Genomic DNA, 16,362 nt, shown 5'->3' with positions numbered 1-16,362 from the left:
CCGCACCGGCAAGCAAAAAGCCCGGCATCTGGCCGGGCTTTTACATGCAGTAGCGGCTGAACCTCAGCTCATGAGCTGGGCAGCAGCCTTGCGTTTGGCCGACAGATCCAGCCCCGGCAGATCCGCCATGATATCCGGGTGATCCGCCAGTTTTTCCACCACAAAATCCACGAACACGCGGGTTCGCGGGGCGATATGGTCGCGGTGCGGGAAGCAGATGTAAATGGAGCGCTCCAGCGACACCACATCGGTCAGCACCGGTTCCAGCTCGCCACTGCGGATCAGGTGCACCACCTCGTGCCCCGGCAACTGCGCCACACCCATGCCCAGACGCGCCAGCTCGCACACAGCCTCCATCTCGTTCAGGGTATAGGTGCCGGTCACTTCCAGCGGGATACGCTCGCCGCGACGGTCGAATTCCCATTTGTACAAACGACCGGAAGTCGGAAACTGGAAGTTGATGCAATCATGATTGCTCAGCTCTTCCGTGGTTTCCGGGCGGCCATTCTTGTCCCAGTAGTCCGGCGATGCCACCACATATTGCGGAATCTGCGCCAGATTGCGAGCCACCATGCGACTGTCCGGCATCATGCCGATACGCACACCGACATCGTAGCCGTCCTCGATCAGGTCGCTGAAATGGTCATCCAGGCCAAAGAACACACGTACCTTGGGATAACGTTCGCAGAACTCACCCATGATGGGCAGGATGAAACGCCGACCAAAGGAATTGGGCATGCTCACACGCAGATGCCCGGCCGGTTCGTCACGACTGGCCTTGAGCTGGTTGATGGCCGAGTCCAGATTGTTCACCGGTCCGCGGCACTGGGCATAAAAACGGCGCCCATCCTCAGTCAGCGTCAGCTGCCGGGTGGTGCGGTTGAACAGGCGCACTTCCAGCTCCTGCTCCAGTCGGGCAATGCTTTGACTGATAGCCGCCGGAGACACCCCCAGTTTTCTTGCAGCATCCGAGAAACTGCCATTCTCGGCGGTGGTCATGAAGACCATCAAGGCTTTTAAAGTATCCATAGCTGAAACGTTCCCTGAGCGGCATTAAACCCATGCAGCTGACTTGATGTAGGACATCCCCGCCCCAGCCACACGATTTGCCAGCTTCATTATTAAGTAGATCTTCTTTAAAAAGCGTACACCAGTTCCAGCGAATAATGAAGTTTGACTTATGTTTCTGGCCTTAAATACCAGCAATCTGTTTCAAATTTCACAAACCGGTGCCGCCACTATCTGTACAAGACAAAAAAACCATTCATTTCCGAAAGCAGACAGGGCATTGCCAATGTCATGTTATACCAGTTTCAACAGGTAACGCTCCCTGCTGGAAGCGCCACATAGGCCAAGGTGCAGGCCTTACAGGCAGAAGACACAACAGCGTCAGACACAATGCTTACGCAAGACAGGCCCAGAACCAGGCTGTTGCACCTATGGCTCAATGATCAATATTGTGCAAACAGGGCATAAAAGAAAGTTTCACCTCAAACCATCCTGCCGTGCACAACCCATCCGCCAAACCAGCAAGACAGCAAGACAGCAAGACAGCAATGCCGTACACCACATGCCATCTTGCATCGGCGGCACCTGGCATGACCATGTCTTTTATCAAGACAGATCACCTTGCACTCCATGACAAGGCATAAGCAGCCAGCGTAGCGATCCTGGCCACCATCACCAATCACTCCGCAAGCTCAAGGAAAACAGAAAGACGAATTCACAGGAATCTTCCCTTTGGGCAGGAAAATCCAATGCAAATTGGAAGAAATTTCTGACAAATCTTATCGACCACGAAGAAATTACTTATTCAGCATGCCGATCGCTCTACTTGGTGTGTTAGCTACTGGTTTCGCTTGCCAAGTGCTTAATAAACTCCAGACCAACCAGCACCACAATGGAGTCGGGCACGGTCACCTTGCCGCTGCTTCATGAACCACGCTGGAACATTGCAAGCAGATCACCGCCCTGGCCACCCGATACTCAAGGTCCTGTCATCATGCATAGCAAGCTACCCTTTGCCCAGCCCTTACCCGGCAATCTGACTCCTGCCAGTCAGAAAACCTTGCTGGAATGGATACACAGCGCAGGCCAGATAGAAACCGAGAACGAATTCAAACTCTATCTGGATCATCTGCAATCCCAACTGCCCACCAAGCACATGGTCATCACCCTTGGGCGCATCAACCAGCACCAGCAATTACAGCGGGTGGAAAAAGTGGTGAACGTCAGCTTCCCGGAAGACTGGGTCGAACACTACATGAGCCACAACTACATCAGCTGCGATCCGGTATTGCGTTCGGTGATGGGACAGGGCCCCATCCACTGGGCCGACAAGTTCTCCCGCGCCAAAGGGTTGCAGGAGAAACAGTTCATCCAGGAACTCAACTCCATCGGCATGGGAACCGGCGTCAGTTTCAGCGCCTTGTCCGAACGCCAGAATCTGGTCTGCGTGCTATCCGTTTCCGGCAGCGAGATCGGCAAGGACAGCCAGCTGACCGAAATGCTTAATAGCCTGCTGCTGCATCTGCGTCAGGCAGCAGGTCGCGTGGCCAACCTGGCACCGGCCGCACCCGCCACCATGCCGCTGTCCCAACGCGAATTCGACATTTTTCACTGGATGAGCCACGGCAAAACCAACTGGGAAATCGCCACCATCCTTGGCATCAGCGAACGGACCGTGAAATTCCACGTGGCCAACATCATCCGCAAGCTCAATGCCAACAACCGCACGCATGCCATCGTGATTGGCCTGCAGCTGGGATTGACTACCGTGGCAGGTGTGACATGAGTCGCTGGCAAGACGGCAAAGCACGCCTTACAGCCAGTAACGCCGCAGCTGGCTTGCCGCTAGAATCGCCTCACCAATTGCGCTGTCGCTGTGCAAAGGCCAGTACAAGCGCATGCGGTGTTTCAATCTGCAAGTCTCTTCTTGATTGACCCATGCACTCACCTGAAATATTCGGCCCCGTTAATACGGGGTCTTTTTTTATCGTTTCACCCTTCCCTGCATTCAGTCCGCCCGGCATAAAACCGGCAATCGCCTGACAAGACCCTGTCACAAGCCGGGGCGATTTGTTACAGTCGCTGCTCTTGCTGATTCCTTTGCCTGCCGGCCATGAATGCCTTCACCAGTTGCAACCCTGCCACCGCCGAGGTGGTTTTTACCCGTCCGGGCTGGAGCCGGGATCGTCTGGATCTTGCCCTCTCACAACTTAAAAACGCACAAATCCGCTGGGCCGCGCTATCCGTATCGCAAAGAGCGGAGCGCTTGCTGCAGCTGGCCATGCAACTGGAAGCCAAGCGCGAAGAGCTGGCCGCGCTGGTTACACTGGAAGTAGGTAAGCGCACGGCTGAATGCCTGGCCGAGATCGACAAGTCAGCCCAGTTGATCCGCTACTACGCCGAACTGGCACCAGCCCTGCTGGCACCCCAATCCATACCGACCCAGGCCAGTCAGAGCGGGGTGGCTTTCGAGGCTCTGGGTTGCGTACTGGCAGTAATGCCGTGGAATTATCCCATCTGGCAATTGCTGCGCTTTGCCGTACCCGCACTGATGGCTGGCAATACCTGCCTGGTCAAACCCGCACCATCGGTACCGCAATGTACCCAGCGCCTGCTGGAACTGGTTCATGCCGCCGGACTGGACTGTCTGGATATTGCCTGGATTGACCACGACCTGGTCGAGGAAGCCATCCGCCGCAGCGACGCCGTGGCCTTTACCGGCTCCACGCATACCGGACGCATCATCGCCAGCCTGGCCGGCAAGCATCTGAAAAAGACCGTGCTGGAACTGGGTGGCAGCAATCCCTTCATCGTACTGGCCGATGCCGATATCGAGGCCGCCGCGCAGGACGCGGTCAATTCGCGTTTCCGTGATGCCGGCCAAAGCTGCAATGCCGCCAAGCGCATGATCGTGGTCCCGGAAATTGCCGAAGCTTTTGTCGCAGCCTTTGTCGCAGCGGCCAGCAAGCTGCAGCCAGGAGATCCGCGCGACCCGGCCACCACCCTGTCACCGCTGACGCGTGCCGACCTGCGCGAGGCATTGCATGCGCAAGTCATGGATGCCTGTCATCAGGGTGCGCAGTTACTGCTGGGCGGCCAGTTGCCGCCAGCACCGGGCTTTTTCTATCCGGCCACGGTGCTGGACCATGTATCGGATCGCTGCCGGGTCTATCACGAAGAAGTATTCGGCCCGGTAGCCAGCATTCTGCGCGCCCGCGACGAAGCCGATGCCATCCGCCTGGCCAATGACACGCCGTTCGGGCTGGGGGCATCCATCTATACCGCCGACACCGCCCACGGCTGGGCGCTGGCGCGCCAGCTGGAAGTGGGCAGTGTGTTCATCAACCGGCACACCAGCTCGGACCTGCGCCTACCCTTTGGTGGCGTGAAGGCGTCGGGTTATGGCCGCGAGCTGTCCGAGTTCGGTCTGTATGAGTTCGTTAATGTCAAAACCTACTGGCAGAAATAGTCGCCACGCCGGGGGGGATGTGCCGGCACCGGCCTCCTCCACCAGCGCAATATCATGATGTCCGCTGCCATGAAACCCTTCCTCCGGATCTCCCATAGCGCCTGGCTAAGCTTGCTGGTACTTGGCAGCTGCCTTGGCTATTTCCTGCTGATTGCCATGGCACCGGCGTGGCTGGCGCTAACGCTGGCCGGCTGGCCGTGCTCGATCCTGCTGGCCTTGCTGCTGTTTGTCCTGTTTTTCCTCATCACCCTGCTGCACATCCGCGCGGCAGAGCGAAAGCCATGATCATGTCGGCTGCCAGTATCTTTTTCCTGCTGTTTGTCACCACCAGCCTGCTGCTGACCTGGCAGGCGGCACGGCGCACCCGCTCGGCGGCGGATTTCTATACCGCCGGCGGACAATTGCCGGCCTGGCAGAACGGCCTGGCGCTGGCCGGCGACTACCTGTCGGCCGCCGCCTTTCTCGGTTCCATCGGCATGTATCTGGGCCAGGGCTACGACTCGCTGGTGTATGCCGTCGGCACGCTGGCCGGCTGGCCCTTGCTGATGCTGTTGCTGGCCGACAAGCTGCGCACCCTGGGCCGCTACAGCGTGGCCGATGTGCTGGCCAGCCGCTTTGATGACCGGCGGGTACGCTTGATGAGCATCATCAGCTCGCTCACCGTCACCGTGTTCTACCTGATCGTACAACTGGTCGGTGCCGGCAAGCTGCTGCAACTGCTGTTCGGCCTGCCCTATCTGGCCGCCGTGCTGCTGGTGGTCGGCCTGATGGTGCTACAGGTGGCACTGGGCGGCATGCTGGCCACCACCTGGGTACAAATGCTCAAGGCAAGCCTGATGCTGCTGTGTGCCTTGCTACTGGCCGGCGGCGTGCTGCAACGCTTTGATGGCAGCCCGGCACAGCTGTTTGCCGCGGTGCGCCGACTGGAGCATGGCTGGGCACTGCTACCCGGCAAGGCGCTGGCCGACCCGGTGGATGCCCTGTCGCTGGGCCTGGGCCTCAGCCTGGGTCTGCTGGGACTGCCGCATATCTTGATGCGTTTTTTCACGGTAACGGATGCCCGCGCGGCACGCCGCTCGGTGGGTTGGGCTACCGGATTAATCGGCTTGTTCTTCCTGTTGAACATCATCATCGGCTATGGCGCGCTGCTGCTGGTGGCTGCAGATGGCCGCTTTCATGATGCCGCCGGCAAGCTGCTGGGCGGTGGCAATATGGCGGCCCTGCATCTGGCCAGCCTGCTGGGCGGACCATGGCTGCAGGCGCTGGTTGCCGGCGTGGCCTTTGCCACCATTCTGGCGGTAGTGGCCGGCCTGGCCATGGCCGGGGCCAGTGCCGTCAGCCACGACCTGTACGCCCTGTGGCTGTGCCGTGGCGCTGCCGACCCGCGCCGCGAATGGCAGTTGTCGCGACTGGCCGTGCTGCTACTGGGCCTGCTGGCCGTGCTGCTGTCCACCCTGTTCCAGAACCTGAACATTGCCTTTCTGGTGGGGCTGGCATTTGCCATTGCCGCCAGCAGCAATTTCCCGGTCCTGCTGCTGGCACTGAACTGGCGCGGGCTGAGCGCGCGCGGCGCGCTGGCCGGCGGCTATGGCGGCATGCTGGCCGCCCTGTTGTGCATCATTACCGGCCCCACGGTCTGGGTAGGCATGCTGGGCCGGCCCGGCCCGCTGTTTCCCTATGCCAATCCGGCGCTGTTCTCGGTTCCGCTGGCCTTTGCCGCTGCCTGGCTGGGCTCGCTCGGCACCAGCAGGCCAAGCCCGTTGACGCCTCACGCGGAGGCGCAGACACTGCAGCAGACCACCACAGCCGTAGCAAGCGCCTCATCAACATCACAACAAGAACCCACGACATGACCACTCTCACCCTGTACGGCAACTGTTTTTCCGGACATAGCTACAAAGTGCGCCTGGCACTGATGCTGGCGGATGTATCGCATGATTATGTCCATGTCGACCTGGCCCTGCCACGCGCAGAGCGGGCGGAAGACTTCCGTGCCGTCAGCCGCTTTGGTGAAGTACCCGTACTGGTAGCCGACGGCACCGCCATGTGCCAGTCCAATGCCATCCTGCAATGGCTGGCCGACAATTACGGCCGGCTGGATGGTGCGCCCGGCGAGCGCCAGCTGGTGCGTGAATGGCTGTGCTGGGAGAGCAACCGCATCGGTTTCTCCCTGCCCAACCTGCGCCTGGCGCGCAAGTTCTTCCCGCAGCCGACCGATGTCACCGCCTGGCTGGAACAGCGGGTACGCGCCGATCTGGCGGTACTGGATAACACGCTGAGCCAGCATGCCTACCTGATCGGCAGCACCCCGACCATTGCCGACCTGTCGGCCAGTGCCTATCTGTGGTGGCTGGGCGATGCCGGGCTTGACCTTGCCGCCTGGCCGCACGTTGCCGCCTGGCTGCAACGCATCAGCCAGTTGCCCGGCTGGCAGCACCCGGATGAACTGATGGCTGCCGAGATTCCCGACTGACCTGCCCCAAGGAAGACGCCATGCCCGATCTGCTTGCTGACCTTGCCGCCATTGTCGGTGCCGGTCATGTGCTGACCCTGCCGCAAGACACCGCGCCCTACACGCTGGACTACCGCCGCCGCTATCAGGGCCAGCCGCTGGCCGTGGTGCTGCCGGGCAGCACGGCAGAAGTGGCCGCGCTGCTGCGGCTGTGCCAGCACCAGCAAGTGGCGGTGGTGCCGCAAGGGGGCAATACCTCCACCTGCGGCGCAGCCACCCCGGATAACACGGGCCGCCAGCTGGTGATTGCCATGCAGCGGATGAACCGCCTGCGCGCCATCGATACCGCCAACAACAGCATCACGGTGGAAGCCGGCATGACGCTGGCCGTGCTGCAACAACTGGCCGTAGAGGCCGGTCGCCTGTTTCCGCTGTCGCTAGCCAGCGAGGGCAGTTGCCAGATTGGCGGCAACCTGTCCACCAACGCCGGCGGGCTGGCGGTACTGCGCTACGGCACCATGCGCGAGCTGGCGCTGGGACTGGAAGTGGTGCTGCCGGATGGCCGGGTGCTGCATCAGCTCTCCGGCCTGCGCAAGGACACCAGCGGGCTGGACGTGAAACAGCTATTCATCGGTGCGGAAGGCCAGTTGGGGCTGATCACCGCGGCCACGCTCAAGCTGTTCCCGCTGCCTGGCGCGCATGCCACCGCCTGGCTGGGGGTAGACAGCAGCCAGGCGGCCATCAACCTGCTGTCGGCACTGCGCCAGGCCTTTGGCGACCGGCTGACCACCTTTGAAATCATGTCGCAGCCCTGTCAGCAGCTGCTGGAAAAGTACCACCCAGGCCAACTGCCCTTCATCCAGCCCTGGGCGGTGCTGGCCGAGCTGTCCGACAGTGGCGACAGCCACCAGCTGCAGCAACTGCTGGTGGACTGGCTGGCCACGCAGAACCTGCCAGATGGCGTGCTGGCGCACAGCGAGGCAGACCGGCAGCAACTGTGGCAGTTGCGGGAAGCCATGTCGGAAACCCAGAAGCGCGACGGCCCCAGCATCAAGCATGATATCGGCCTGCCCAGCTCTGCCATTCCGGCGTTTCTGGAACAATGCGCGACCGCACTCAGCCGGGCCTTTCCCACGGTACGCATTATCGCCTTCGGCCATGCCGGCGATGGCAACCTGCACTACAACATCAGCTATACCCGGCCGGACAATGCCCATTTGTTTGAAGACGAGGACAGCGTCAACGCCATTGTCTACGACCTGGTGTATCGCCATCAGGGCACGCTGGCTGCCGAGCATGGCATCGGCCAGTTGAAGGGCCACTGGCTGCAACGCTATCAGGACCCGACCGCCCTGCAGCTGATGCGCGGCATCAAGCAGTTGCTGGACCCGCTGGGCCTGATGAACCCGGGCAAGTGGCTGTCACCGCCCTGATAGTTACTGCTCGCCCAGCCGGCTGGCCAGCCGGGTGATCACCCCGCTCCAGTCGCCCGGCTGGGACTGACGGCATAGCCGCACGGCGGGATACCACGGGCTGGCCTCCCCCTGCCAGCCCCAGCGCCAGTCGGTATGGCAGGCCGACAGCAACAGCCAGCACGGCAGGCCCAGACTGCCGGCCAGATGCGCCAGCGCGGTGTCCACCGTCACCAGCCCGTCCAGCCCGGCCAATACACTGGCCGTTGCCGCCAGATCATCCAGCCCCTGCTCACCCGCCACCAGGGTGGGCCAGGCGCTCAACCATGCCTGTTCTTGCTCATCCACCGGTAATTGCAGGCTGATCCAGTGGATGCCGGGCAAGGCCAGCAAGGGTGCCAGCAAGCGGATATCGGGCAGCGAACGATGATGGTCGAACGGATGGCGGGCATGGCCGCGCCACACCAGCCCCAGCCGGCGCGGACGACCTGCCGATGGCAAAGGAGGCCTGGCATGCTGGGGGAAATGTGCCGGTGGCGTGGTGGCCGGGTCCGGTCCCAGCCAGCGCGGCAGGCTCATGGAGAATACGTGGCAGTCATGTGGCGGCACGGTCATGTCCAGGCGGTGCAAAGGCAGGAATTCAACCGGACAAGCCAAGCGCATGCCCTGTAACAGGCGGATCAGTTCCGGGCGGCATACCACGCTCAGACGCGCCGGCTGCAGCAAGGGCAGATAGCGGCAAAACTGCAATGCATCGCCCAGCCCCTGCTCGAACCACAGCAGCAGGTGGCGTCCGGCCAATGGCTCACCCTCCCAACGCGGTGATGACAGGGTAGGCAGGCCACCACGCAATGGCAGGCGCTGCAAGCGGGCATCCAGCGCTTCCCAACCGGCACTCCAGCGCCCCAGTGCCAGGTGCAGATAGGCCAGATTCTGCCGGAAACGCGGTTGGCCCGGTGCCAGCTCCACCGCCCGGCGCATGGCGGCTTCCGCTTGCTCCGCTTCACGCAGCTCACTGCAGACCACACCCAGCGCATCATGCAGCGGCGCATGGCGGGGATGTTGGGCAATGGCTTGCTGCAACAACGGCAGGGCGGCGGCGGCATTGCCCTGCTGCAACAGGCCATTTGCCTGATTGAGCAGCAAGTCCGGCGGCGGTGCCGCCTGCAGCAGCGCTCTTTGCAACAAACTGGCGGCCTCATCCCAGCGCCGTTGCTGCTGACAAATCAGTGCCAGATTGTTCAGCGCTTCCGGATGCTGCGGCGCATGCTGCAAGATCCGTTCCCAACAGGCTCGGGCGGCTTCATCCTGCCCTTGCTGCTGATAGAGACTTCCCAGCAGCGCATTGCCAGCTTCATCATCCGGCTGCTGCTGCAGCAGCACCTGCAACAGTGCTTCCGCTTCTTCAAGCCTGTCAGTCTGCGACAGCAGCAGGGCCAGGTTGTACCGCACATCCAGCCCATCCCGGGTATGGGCCGTGGCCTGCAGTGCCTGCCGGTAACATGCTTCCGCCTCGGCCAACTGCCCAGCCTGCGCCAGCAGTACCGCCAGATTGCCCAGACTGCCAGCGTGCCCGGGCTGCAGGCGCAATTCCGCCCGGTAATGTTGCTCCGCCAGTCCCCGCTCTCTCCGCTCGCCGTACAGGCAGCCCAGGTTGTAATGGGCATCGACCACGCTGGGGTCCAGCTGCAGCGCCTGTTGCCAGCACTGTTCAGCCAGGGACTGCCGTGCCAGCCGGGCGGCACAGACACCAAGCAGGGTCCAGATCGGCGCATTGTCCGGCTCCGCCTCCAGACACTGCTGTGCGGCCTGCAAGGCTGCGGGCAGATCCTGCTCCGCCAGCAGCGTGGCGGCACGCAGTGCCAGCGGTGACAACAACATGACTTCCTCCCTTATCCTGACGGCCCTGCCGCCTTCGCGGCCATGCTACAGCCGGAACTTGGCAAATTCTCCATTCATCTGCCCCGCCTTGCCAGCCAGACCCTGCAGGGTGTCACTGGCCTGCTGCAGCATGGCATCGTTTTCCAGCACCCGGCTGTTGATCTGCTCCGAGCTCTGCGCGATCAACGTACTGGCATTATGCTGTTCCTGAGTTGAATGGGAAATTTCCGACATCTTGCCGACCACTTCCAGCATGGAGTGGCGGATGGACTGGATATTCGCCACCGCCTGCTGGGTCAGCAGCACGCCGTCGTTCACCACCGTCACCGTCTGCTGTACATCGCCCACCGCCTTGCCGGTTTCGCTGCGGATGGCGGTAACCATGCCGGCAATCTGCACCGTGGCTTGGGCAGTGCGTTCGGCCAGCTTGCGCACCTCGTCCGCCACCACGGCAAAGCCGCGGCCCTGTTCACCTGCGCGCGCGGCCTCGATGGCGGCATTGAGCGCCAGCAGATTGGTCTGATCGGCGATATCGCGGATGACATCGGTAATACCGGAAATCTGCAGCGAGCGCTGCTCCAGTGCTGCCAGCATGCTTTCCAGCGAGCGTACCGACTGCACCGTACTTTCCATGCCCTCGGCCAGTTGGTGCATGCCCTGGGCACCGGATTCCAGCCCCTGCCCGGTAGCGGAGGCTAGTTGGTCAGCCTCACGGGCGTTATCCGCAATATGGGCAATACTGACGGTAATCTGCTCCAGCGTGGCGGCATTGGAAGAGGACATGTCGGAGATGCTGCGGGCGCGCTCGGCCACATCCAGCACCTGGGTTGAAACCTGCCCTACCCCTTGCACCACCCCGCCAGCATCGTCGCGCAGGCCACGGAACAGGATGGCCAGTTGGCTGACAAACTGGTTAAAGGCCTCGGCGGTGGCCGCAATTTCGTCCTTGCCCTTCAGTTGCAGCCGCAAGGTGAGATCACCCTCGCCATGCGCAATGTCCTGCATGGCATTTTTCAGCGCCACCAGTCCACCCAGCATGCGCCCCAGCAACACGCTGGCCAGCGGAGTGAGTAGGGCAAAAACCAGCACGCTCAGGCCGGCGACACTCAGCAGCAGGGTATTGAGCGGTGCCAGGATGGCATCGCGGTGCGTGGCCAAGCCAATCAGCCAGTCGCTGTCGGGGATCCGCTGCACCGACAGCAGCATGTCCTGGCCATCCAGCACCACCCGCTGCAGGCTGTTGCTGCTTGCCAACTCGGCCAGACGGGCGCTGGTCAGCTCCGGTGCCAGCTGGCTGATGGGCTTGAGCGTCAACCCGGCCTGCGGATGGGCCAGGATGGTGCCCTTGCCATCGGTGATGAAGGCATAGCCATTACCACGCACCTGCAGGGACAACACCGACTTCACCAGGCTGTCGACAAACACATCACCACCGGCCACACCCAGTGTGCGGTCTGCCTGGCGAATCGGCGCGGCCACGGTAATGGTGAGTTTCTTGCTGGCTTCATCCACATAGGGCTCGGTCACTACTGCCTTGCCAGCCGCCACGGCCTGCTGATACCAGTCGCGCGTGTTGACCTTGTAATCGGCGGGCGCAACCCAGTCATCGGAGAACACCGAGCGCCCATCGGCATAGCCTGCATAATTGACATTGAAACCGGCCCGCGCCCCTACCTTGAGAAAGCGCAGGGCGTCCGCCTCCTCCGCCGCGCTGGCCTGGGCCGTGATCTGCTGTTTCTTGTCATCCAGCCAGGTTTTCACCACGCTGCCCTGCCCCTTCAGCGCCGAATCAAACTCGTGATTCAGGCCGCTCAGTATCTCGCCCCGCATCTGGATGAAGACAATCAGCACCAATACCAGGCCGAACAAGGCCATCAACAAGGCATTGAAAGCAATCAGTTTGCTGCGCAAGGATTTCATGTTTCCCCCTACCGGACTGGTGCCGGACTTGATTCTAGCCATCATGGCCGGTCCTGCCTTGCGGTGTGGAATTACCGACCTTTCATCTACTTTGACATTAAATTATGAAATACTTATTTACAATTTGATCCAGAACAGCAAAGACGGTTTGCAGCAGGTAATGCATGCACGATGCCTGTTGCAAGGCGGCACAAAAGACACAGCAGAGGCAGGCAAGAACAAGTGCAAGCCCGGCTGAAAAATGGGCGAGGATGCGCAGGCAAAAAAAATCCCCTGAGGGTTCTCAGGGGCCAACACGAGGAAGAAACATCTGGCCGGGGTTACCAGCTCGATGCTTCGAGGGGCTAACACCACAAAAGACCTTGCGGTCTTCAGTGCGATGCACAATTTAGCGCAAATGCTCTATTCTGTCCATTCAATTCAGCGGCTTATCCCTCATGCCCACTGATAATCCTTGAACATTTCGCGCAACTTCATCTTCTGCAGCTTGCCGGTGGCGGTGTGCGGCAGCTCATCCAGGAACACCACATCATCCGGTGTCCACCACTTGGCGATCTTGCCTTCGTAAAAGCCGATCAGCTCTTCACGCGTGGCGCCGGCACCAGCCTTTAGCACCACCACCATCAGCGGGCGCTCGTCCCACTTGGGATGCACTACCCCGATAGCCGCAGCCTCGGCGACTGCCGGGTGGCCAACCAGAATGTTTTCCAGCTCGATCGAGCTGATCCACTCGCCGCCAGACTTGATCACGTCCTTGGTGCGGTCGGTAATCTTCATGTAGCCGTCACGGTCGATGGTGACAACGTCGCCGGTATTGAACCAGCCATCCTCGGTATGACAGTCGTCCAGCTCGCGCTTGAAGTAGCGCGACAGCACCCACGCCCCCTTCACCTGCAGATTGCCAAAGGCCACGCCGTCATTGGGCAGCGGTTTGCCTTCATCATCGACAATACGGATAGCCACACCGTAAATCGGGCGGCCCTGCTTGGTTTGCAGTGCACGTAAAGCAGACGTGTCGCAGCCCTGATGCTTGAACTTGGGCGTACTGGTTGTGCCACAGGGCGACAGCTCGGTCATGCCCCACAGCTGGCGCAACTCGGCACCATGCTCGGCCAACTGGTCAACCATGCTTTCCGGTGCCGCAGAGCCGCCCACGATCACACGCTTCAGACTGTGTATTTTCAGATGATTCTTCTGGCAGTGCTGCAACAGCATCATCCAGATGGTGGGCACGCCGGCGGCCATGGTGACGCCTTCGCTCTCGATCAGCTCGTACAGGTTGACCCCGTCCATCTTGGGTCCGGGCAACACCAGCTTGGCCCCGTTCATGGTGCAGCTGTAGGGCAGGCCCCAACCGTTGACATGGAACATCGGCACCACCGGCATGATGGCGCCCTGGGCCGAGATATCCAGGCTGTCCGGCAGCGAACTGGCAAAGGCATGCAGCACGGTGGAACGATGCGAATACAGCACGCCCTTGGGGTTGCCGGTGGTGCCCGAGGTGTAACACAGGCTGGAGGCAGTGTTTTCGTCGAATGCCGGCCACTGGTAGTGGTCGCTGTGGCTGTTGACCAGGTCTTCATAGCACAGCAGGTTGTCCAGCGGCGTCTCGCGCGGCATGTGGGCACGGTCGGTCAGCAGGACAAAATGCTGCACGGTGGTGAGCTCGGCTGCAATCTGCTCCACAACAGGCAGAAAGCTCAGATCAAACATCAGCACCTTGTCTTCGCCGTGATTGATGATGTAGCTGATCTGCTCGGCAAACAGGCGCGGATTGACGGTGTGACAGATGGCACCGGAACCAGAAGTGGCAAAGTAGATTTCGTAATGGCGATAACCGTTCCAGGCCAGGGTGCCAACAGTATCGCCATGCTGCACCCCCAGGCCGGCCAGGGCATTGGCCAGCTGGCGGCTGCGGCGTGCGGCTTCACGGTAGGTATAGCGGTGGATCGGGCCTTCCACAGTACGCGACACGATCTCGCTGTCGCCATGATAGGTTTCGGCATGTTGCAGCAGGGCAGAAATCAGCAGCGGCTGATCCATCATTTGTCCACGCATCTTGTTCCCCTCTATTGTCGTGGTTTGTGAGTCCATCAAAAGACCATATGCATTTTGGGGCATTTGCTCCAATCATATTTTCTGATGCCATCCGGAAAGACCCGCTGATGAAAACTGTGCTTTGCAGAAGATGCCACAGCAGGTTTCCTAGCGCTTGCTTGGCAGAATAACAGCCAAAGCCTTGCCAGAGCAGGGCTTGTGCGTGATATAGAGAAACACCGCACGATATGCAGGGAAATTACTGTAAATAGGTATGGAAACTTACTTGCCAGTCGCAATGAAAAAACCAATCCGCCGAATACAACAGCTGATGCGTTTTAGCTTTTCACGGGCCGCTTGGCCAGCATGCGCTGCAAGGTGCGGCGGTGCATACCCATGGAGCGGGCGGTAGCGGAAATATTGCCGTCGTGTTCGTTCAGTACCCGTTGCAGATGCTCCCAGGTAACACGCCGCAGCGACATGGGCTGTGGTGCCAGCGGCAGCTCCGGGTTAGCACTGACCTGCTGGAATGCCGCCAGAATGTCATCCACCGTAGCCGGCTTGGCCAGGTACTGCACCGCCCCCAGCTTGGTTGCCTCCACCGCCGTGGCAATGCTGGCGTAGCCGGTCAGTACGACAACTGCAGCCTGCGGGTAAAGCTGGCGCAAGTCCGGCAACAGTCGCAGGCCGCTTTCTCCTTCCAGATTAAGATCCAGCACGATACGCTGCGGGACGTCCTCCCTTAGTTGCAATGCCTGGGCACCGTTGACCGCGCATTCCACCTGGAAGCCCCGTCGCGCCAATGCCCGGGATAGAACCGTGCTGAAAGCCTCGTCATCATCAACCAGCAGAAAATCCAGCGTCATGCTTGCTCCTCCAGCCGCAGGGGTAATCGCACACAGGCATGCACCCCACCCTCCGGCCTGTTTTCCAGCGTCAGGGTGCCGCCCAGCCTGGCAAGTGTGGCATGGCTGAGCATCACCCCCAGCCCCATCCCGGCAGGTTTGCTGGATGTCAACGGTGCCAGACCGGCACGTTGCAACTGTGCCGTGGACAAACGACCCGACGGGTTGATGATGTCCAGCTGCAACAACTTGCCGTGCAGGGCCGCCGTCACAGTGAGCACCCCGCCTCCCGCCTCGGCTGCGTTATTGATCAGGTTGAAAAATGCCGGCCAGAAGGCGGCATCCAGCCGCACCAGCGGGTCCGGCCCTGGTGTCGCCTGCCAGTCCAGCTGAACATCGGGGCGCAGGCTGCGCCAGCCTGACAACTGCTGTGCCAGCGTGGCAAACAGCGCTTGTGCGGTATCGGCCTGCTGTACACCCTGCTTCAGCCGGGACAGCGCTCGGGCACAGGCCGCCAGCTGGGCCTGCATCAGAAACAGATCTTCCTGCAAGGATGCATCGGCAGCATGCTGCTGCAGCATGTCATCCACCAGCAGGGTGAGGGTATTGATGGGTGTGGATAGCGAATGTGCCGCTCCTGCTGCCTGCATGCCCACGGCCAGCAACTGTTCGTCACGCAGCTGGGTTTCCCTGGCCGCAGCCAGGGCAGCTTCGCGGGCGGCCAGCTGACGTGCCAGCCAGGACACAAAGCTGGTAATCAGCAGGGCAGACAAGGCAAAGGTCAGCCACATCCCAAGCAGATGCAGGGAAAACGCATAGGCGGCATCACTGCCTTGCAAGGGCCAGGGCAGATGCCAGCCAAACAGCGCGGCATAGGCCAGCATGCTCAGCAGCGACAGTCCCCAGGCAAACACGCCAGGGGACAATAAGGCGGCAAACAATACCGGCGGCAGGTAAAGCGAAGCCAGGGGATTGGCCGCCCCACCGCTGAATGCCAGACACTCGGTCAGGGCCAGCACATCGGCCAGCAAACCCAGCCGCAGCAGCAGCAGGGGCGAAGCACCACGCTGCAGTTGCCCACCCAGCAGTTGATTGAACAGGGCCAGCGTTGCCAGCGCCTGCAACAGCAGCAGCCAGGGCAGGGACAGGCCGGCAGCGGCAAGCAGTAACAACAGTACGCCACCTGCACCCAGCATCAGCCAGCGCAGGCGGGCAATCAGGCGCACGGCATCGGGCAGGTCTGCCACCAAGCGTGAAGAGGAAGAAAACAATTGGGCCAGCATGGTCGACACTTTAGCATCCCGCCGCCCCGGCAGTGACTGCGACATAATGCCGCAC

The 16,362-nt window shown here is 61.1% G+C and carries 13 protein-coding genes; 7 read left to right on the top strand and 6 right to left on the bottom strand.

All coding sequences use genetic code 11. From position 1 onward, the window contains the following. Positions 1–63: 63 nt before the first annotated feature. A complete protein-coding gene (locus tag GSR16_RS01610; protein WP_159874844.1) occupies positions 64–1,029 on the bottom strand; it encodes a LysR family transcriptional regulator in 966 nt (321 codons plus the stop codon). A 973-nt stretch (positions 1,030–2,002) separates the two neighbouring features. Between GSR16_RS01610 and GSR16_RS01605 the strand changes: the two genes are divergently transcribed. The 6 genes from GSR16_RS01605 to GSR16_RS01580 all read left to right on the top strand — a co-directional run bounded on the left by GSR16_RS01605 (position 2,003) and on the right by GSR16_RS01580 (position 8,362). Beyond that, the gene (locus GSR16_RS01605) at positions 2,003–2,794 is read left to right on the top strand and encodes a LuxR C-terminal-related transcriptional regulator (protein WP_159874843.1); all 792 of its coding nucleotides are present in this window, start codon (positions 2,003–2,005) and stop codon (positions 2,792–2,794) included. Positions 2,795–3,121: 327 nt separating this feature from the next. Next, on the top strand, positions 3,122–4,477 hold the full coding sequence (locus tag GSR16_RS01600; protein WP_159874842.1) for an aldehyde dehydrogenase family protein: 1,356 nt from the start codon (positions 3,122–3,124) through the stop codon (positions 4,475–4,477). A 69-nt stretch (positions 4,478–4,546) separates the two neighbouring features. Further along, on the top strand, positions 4,547–4,762 hold the full coding sequence (locus tag GSR16_RS01595) for a DUF485 domain-containing protein (protein ID WP_159874841.1): 216 nt from the start codon (positions 4,547–4,549) through the stop codon (positions 4,760–4,762). Continuing rightward, a complete protein-coding gene (locus GSR16_RS01590; protein WP_240902575.1) occupies positions 4,759–6,330 on the top strand; it encodes a sodium:solute symporter family transporter in 1,572 nt (523 codons plus the stop codon). Before GSR16_RS01595 ends, GSR16_RS01590 begins: the two co-directional genes overlap by 4 nt. Further along, positions 6,327–6,950 carry a glutathione S-transferase family protein gene (locus GSR16_RS01585; RefSeq protein ID WP_159874840.1) on the top strand — a complete coding sequence of 208 codons (624 nt, stop codon included), beginning with the start codon at positions 6,327–6,329 and terminating at the stop codon, positions 6,948–6,950. Before GSR16_RS01590 ends, GSR16_RS01585 begins: the two co-directional genes overlap by 4 nt. 20 nt (positions 6,951–6,970) lie before the next feature. Next, entirely contained in the window at positions 6,971–8,362 is a 1,392-nt protein-coding gene (locus tag GSR16_RS01580; protein ID WP_159874839.1) for an FAD-binding oxidoreductase, read from the top strand. 3 nt (positions 8,363–8,365) lie between these two features. Here GSR16_RS01580 and GSR16_RS01575 read toward each other — a convergent pair whose 3' ends face one another. Both GSR16_RS01575 and GSR16_RS01570 read right to left on the bottom strand, forming a co-directional pair. Continuing rightward, on the bottom strand, positions 8,366–10,222 hold the full coding sequence (locus GSR16_RS01575; RefSeq protein ID WP_159874838.1) for a tetratricopeptide repeat protein: 1,857 nt from the start codon (positions 10,220–10,222) through the stop codon (positions 8,366–8,368). A gap of 45 nt (positions 10,223–10,267) precedes the next feature. Continuing rightward, entirely contained in the window at positions 10,268–12,142 is a 1,875-nt protein-coding gene (locus tag GSR16_RS01570) for a methyl-accepting chemotaxis protein (protein ID WP_159874837.1), read from the bottom strand. On the opposite strand from GSR16_RS01570, the gene GSR16_RS01565 reads away from it, so the two are divergent. Beyond that, a complete protein-coding gene (locus GSR16_RS01565; RefSeq protein ID WP_159874836.1) occupies positions 12,141–12,380 on the top strand; it encodes a hypothetical protein in 240 nt (79 codons plus the stop codon). The two genes, GSR16_RS01570 and GSR16_RS01565, sit on opposite strands and share 2 nt — an antisense overlap. A 197-nt stretch (positions 12,381–12,577) precedes the next feature. Here GSR16_RS01565 and GSR16_RS01560 read toward each other — a convergent pair whose 3' ends face one another. The 3 genes from GSR16_RS01560 to GSR16_RS01550 form a co-directional block, all read right to left on the bottom strand. Next, positions 12,578–14,200 (bottom strand): 3-(methylthio)propionyl-CoA ligase, encoded by a 1,623-nt coding sequence (locus tag GSR16_RS01560; RefSeq protein WP_159874835.1) that lies wholly within the window; start codon positions 14,198–14,200, stop codon positions 12,578–12,580. A 317-nt stretch (positions 14,201–14,517) separates the two neighbouring features. Continuing rightward, positions 14,518–15,045: a response regulator transcription factor gene (locus GSR16_RS01555; RefSeq protein ID WP_159874834.1), complete on the bottom strand. Its 528-nt coding sequence runs from the start codon at positions 15,043–15,045 to the stop codon at positions 14,518–14,520. Then, entirely contained in the window at positions 15,042–16,307 is a 1,266-nt protein-coding gene (locus tag GSR16_RS01550) for a sensor histidine kinase (RefSeq protein ID WP_159874833.1), read from the bottom strand. The genes GSR16_RS01555 and GSR16_RS01550 overlap by 4 nt, the downstream gene beginning before the upstream one ends. Positions 16,308–16,362 lie beyond the last annotated feature (55 nt).

The sequence above is a fragment of the Aquitalea denitrificans genome, from assembly GCF_009856625.1.
Taxonomy (GTDB): Bacteria; Pseudomonadota; Gammaproteobacteria; order Burkholderiales; family Chromobacteriaceae; genus Aquitalea; species Aquitalea denitrificans.
The sequence above is the reverse complement of the archived record's forward strand: the minus strand, read 5'-3'. Positions and strand labels throughout refer to the sequence as shown.

Bases quoted from the DNA above. Each gene is read 5' to 3' on its own strand.
- GSR16_RS01610 (WP_159874844.1), bottom strand. From the start codon at position 1,029: ATGGATACTTTAAAAGCCTTGATGGTCTTCATGACCACCGCCGAGAAT.
- GSR16_RS01605 (WP_159874843.1), top strand. From the start codon at position 2,003: ATGCATAGCAAGCTACCCTTTGCCCAGCCCTTACCCGGCAATCTGACT.
- GSR16_RS01600 (WP_159874842.1), top strand. From the start codon at position 3,122: ATGAATGCCTTCACCAGTTGCAACCCTGCCACCGCCGAGGTGGTTTTT.
- GSR16_RS01595 (WP_159874841.1), top strand. From the start codon at position 4,547: ATGAAACCCTTCCTCCGGATCTCCCATAGCGCCTGGCTAAGCTTGCTG.
- GSR16_RS01590 (WP_240902575.1), top strand. From the start codon at position 4,759: ATGATCATGTCGGCTGCCAGTATCTTTTTCCTGCTGTTTGTCACCACC.
- GSR16_RS01585 (WP_159874840.1), top strand. From the start codon at position 6,327: ATGACCACTCTCACCCTGTACGGCAACTGTTTTTCCGGACATAGCTAC.
- GSR16_RS01580 (WP_159874839.1), top strand. From the start codon at position 6,971: ATGCCCGATCTGCTTGCTGACCTTGCCGCCATTGTCGGTGCCGGTCAT.
- GSR16_RS01575 (WP_159874838.1), bottom strand. From the start codon at position 10,222: ATGTTGTTGTCACCGCTGGCACTGCGTGCCGCCACGCTGCTGGCGGAG.
- GSR16_RS01565 (WP_159874836.1), top strand. From the start codon at position 12,141: ATGTTTCCCCCTACCGGACTGGTGCCGGACTTGATTCTAGCCATCATG.
- GSR16_RS01570 (WP_159874837.1), bottom strand. From the start codon at position 12,142: ATGAAATCCTTGCGCAGCAAACTGATTGCTTTCAATGCCTTGTTGATG.
- GSR16_RS01560 (WP_159874835.1), bottom strand. From the start codon at position 14,200: ATGCGTGGACAAATGATGGATCAGCCGCTGCTGATTTCTGCCCTGCTG.
- GSR16_RS01555 (WP_159874834.1), bottom strand. From the start codon at position 15,045: ATGACGCTGGATTTTCTGCTGGTTGATGATGACGAGGCTTTCAGCACG.
- GSR16_RS01550 (WP_159874833.1), bottom strand. From the start codon at position 16,307: ATGCTGGCCCAATTGTTTTCTTCCTCTTCACGCTTGGTGGCAGACCTG.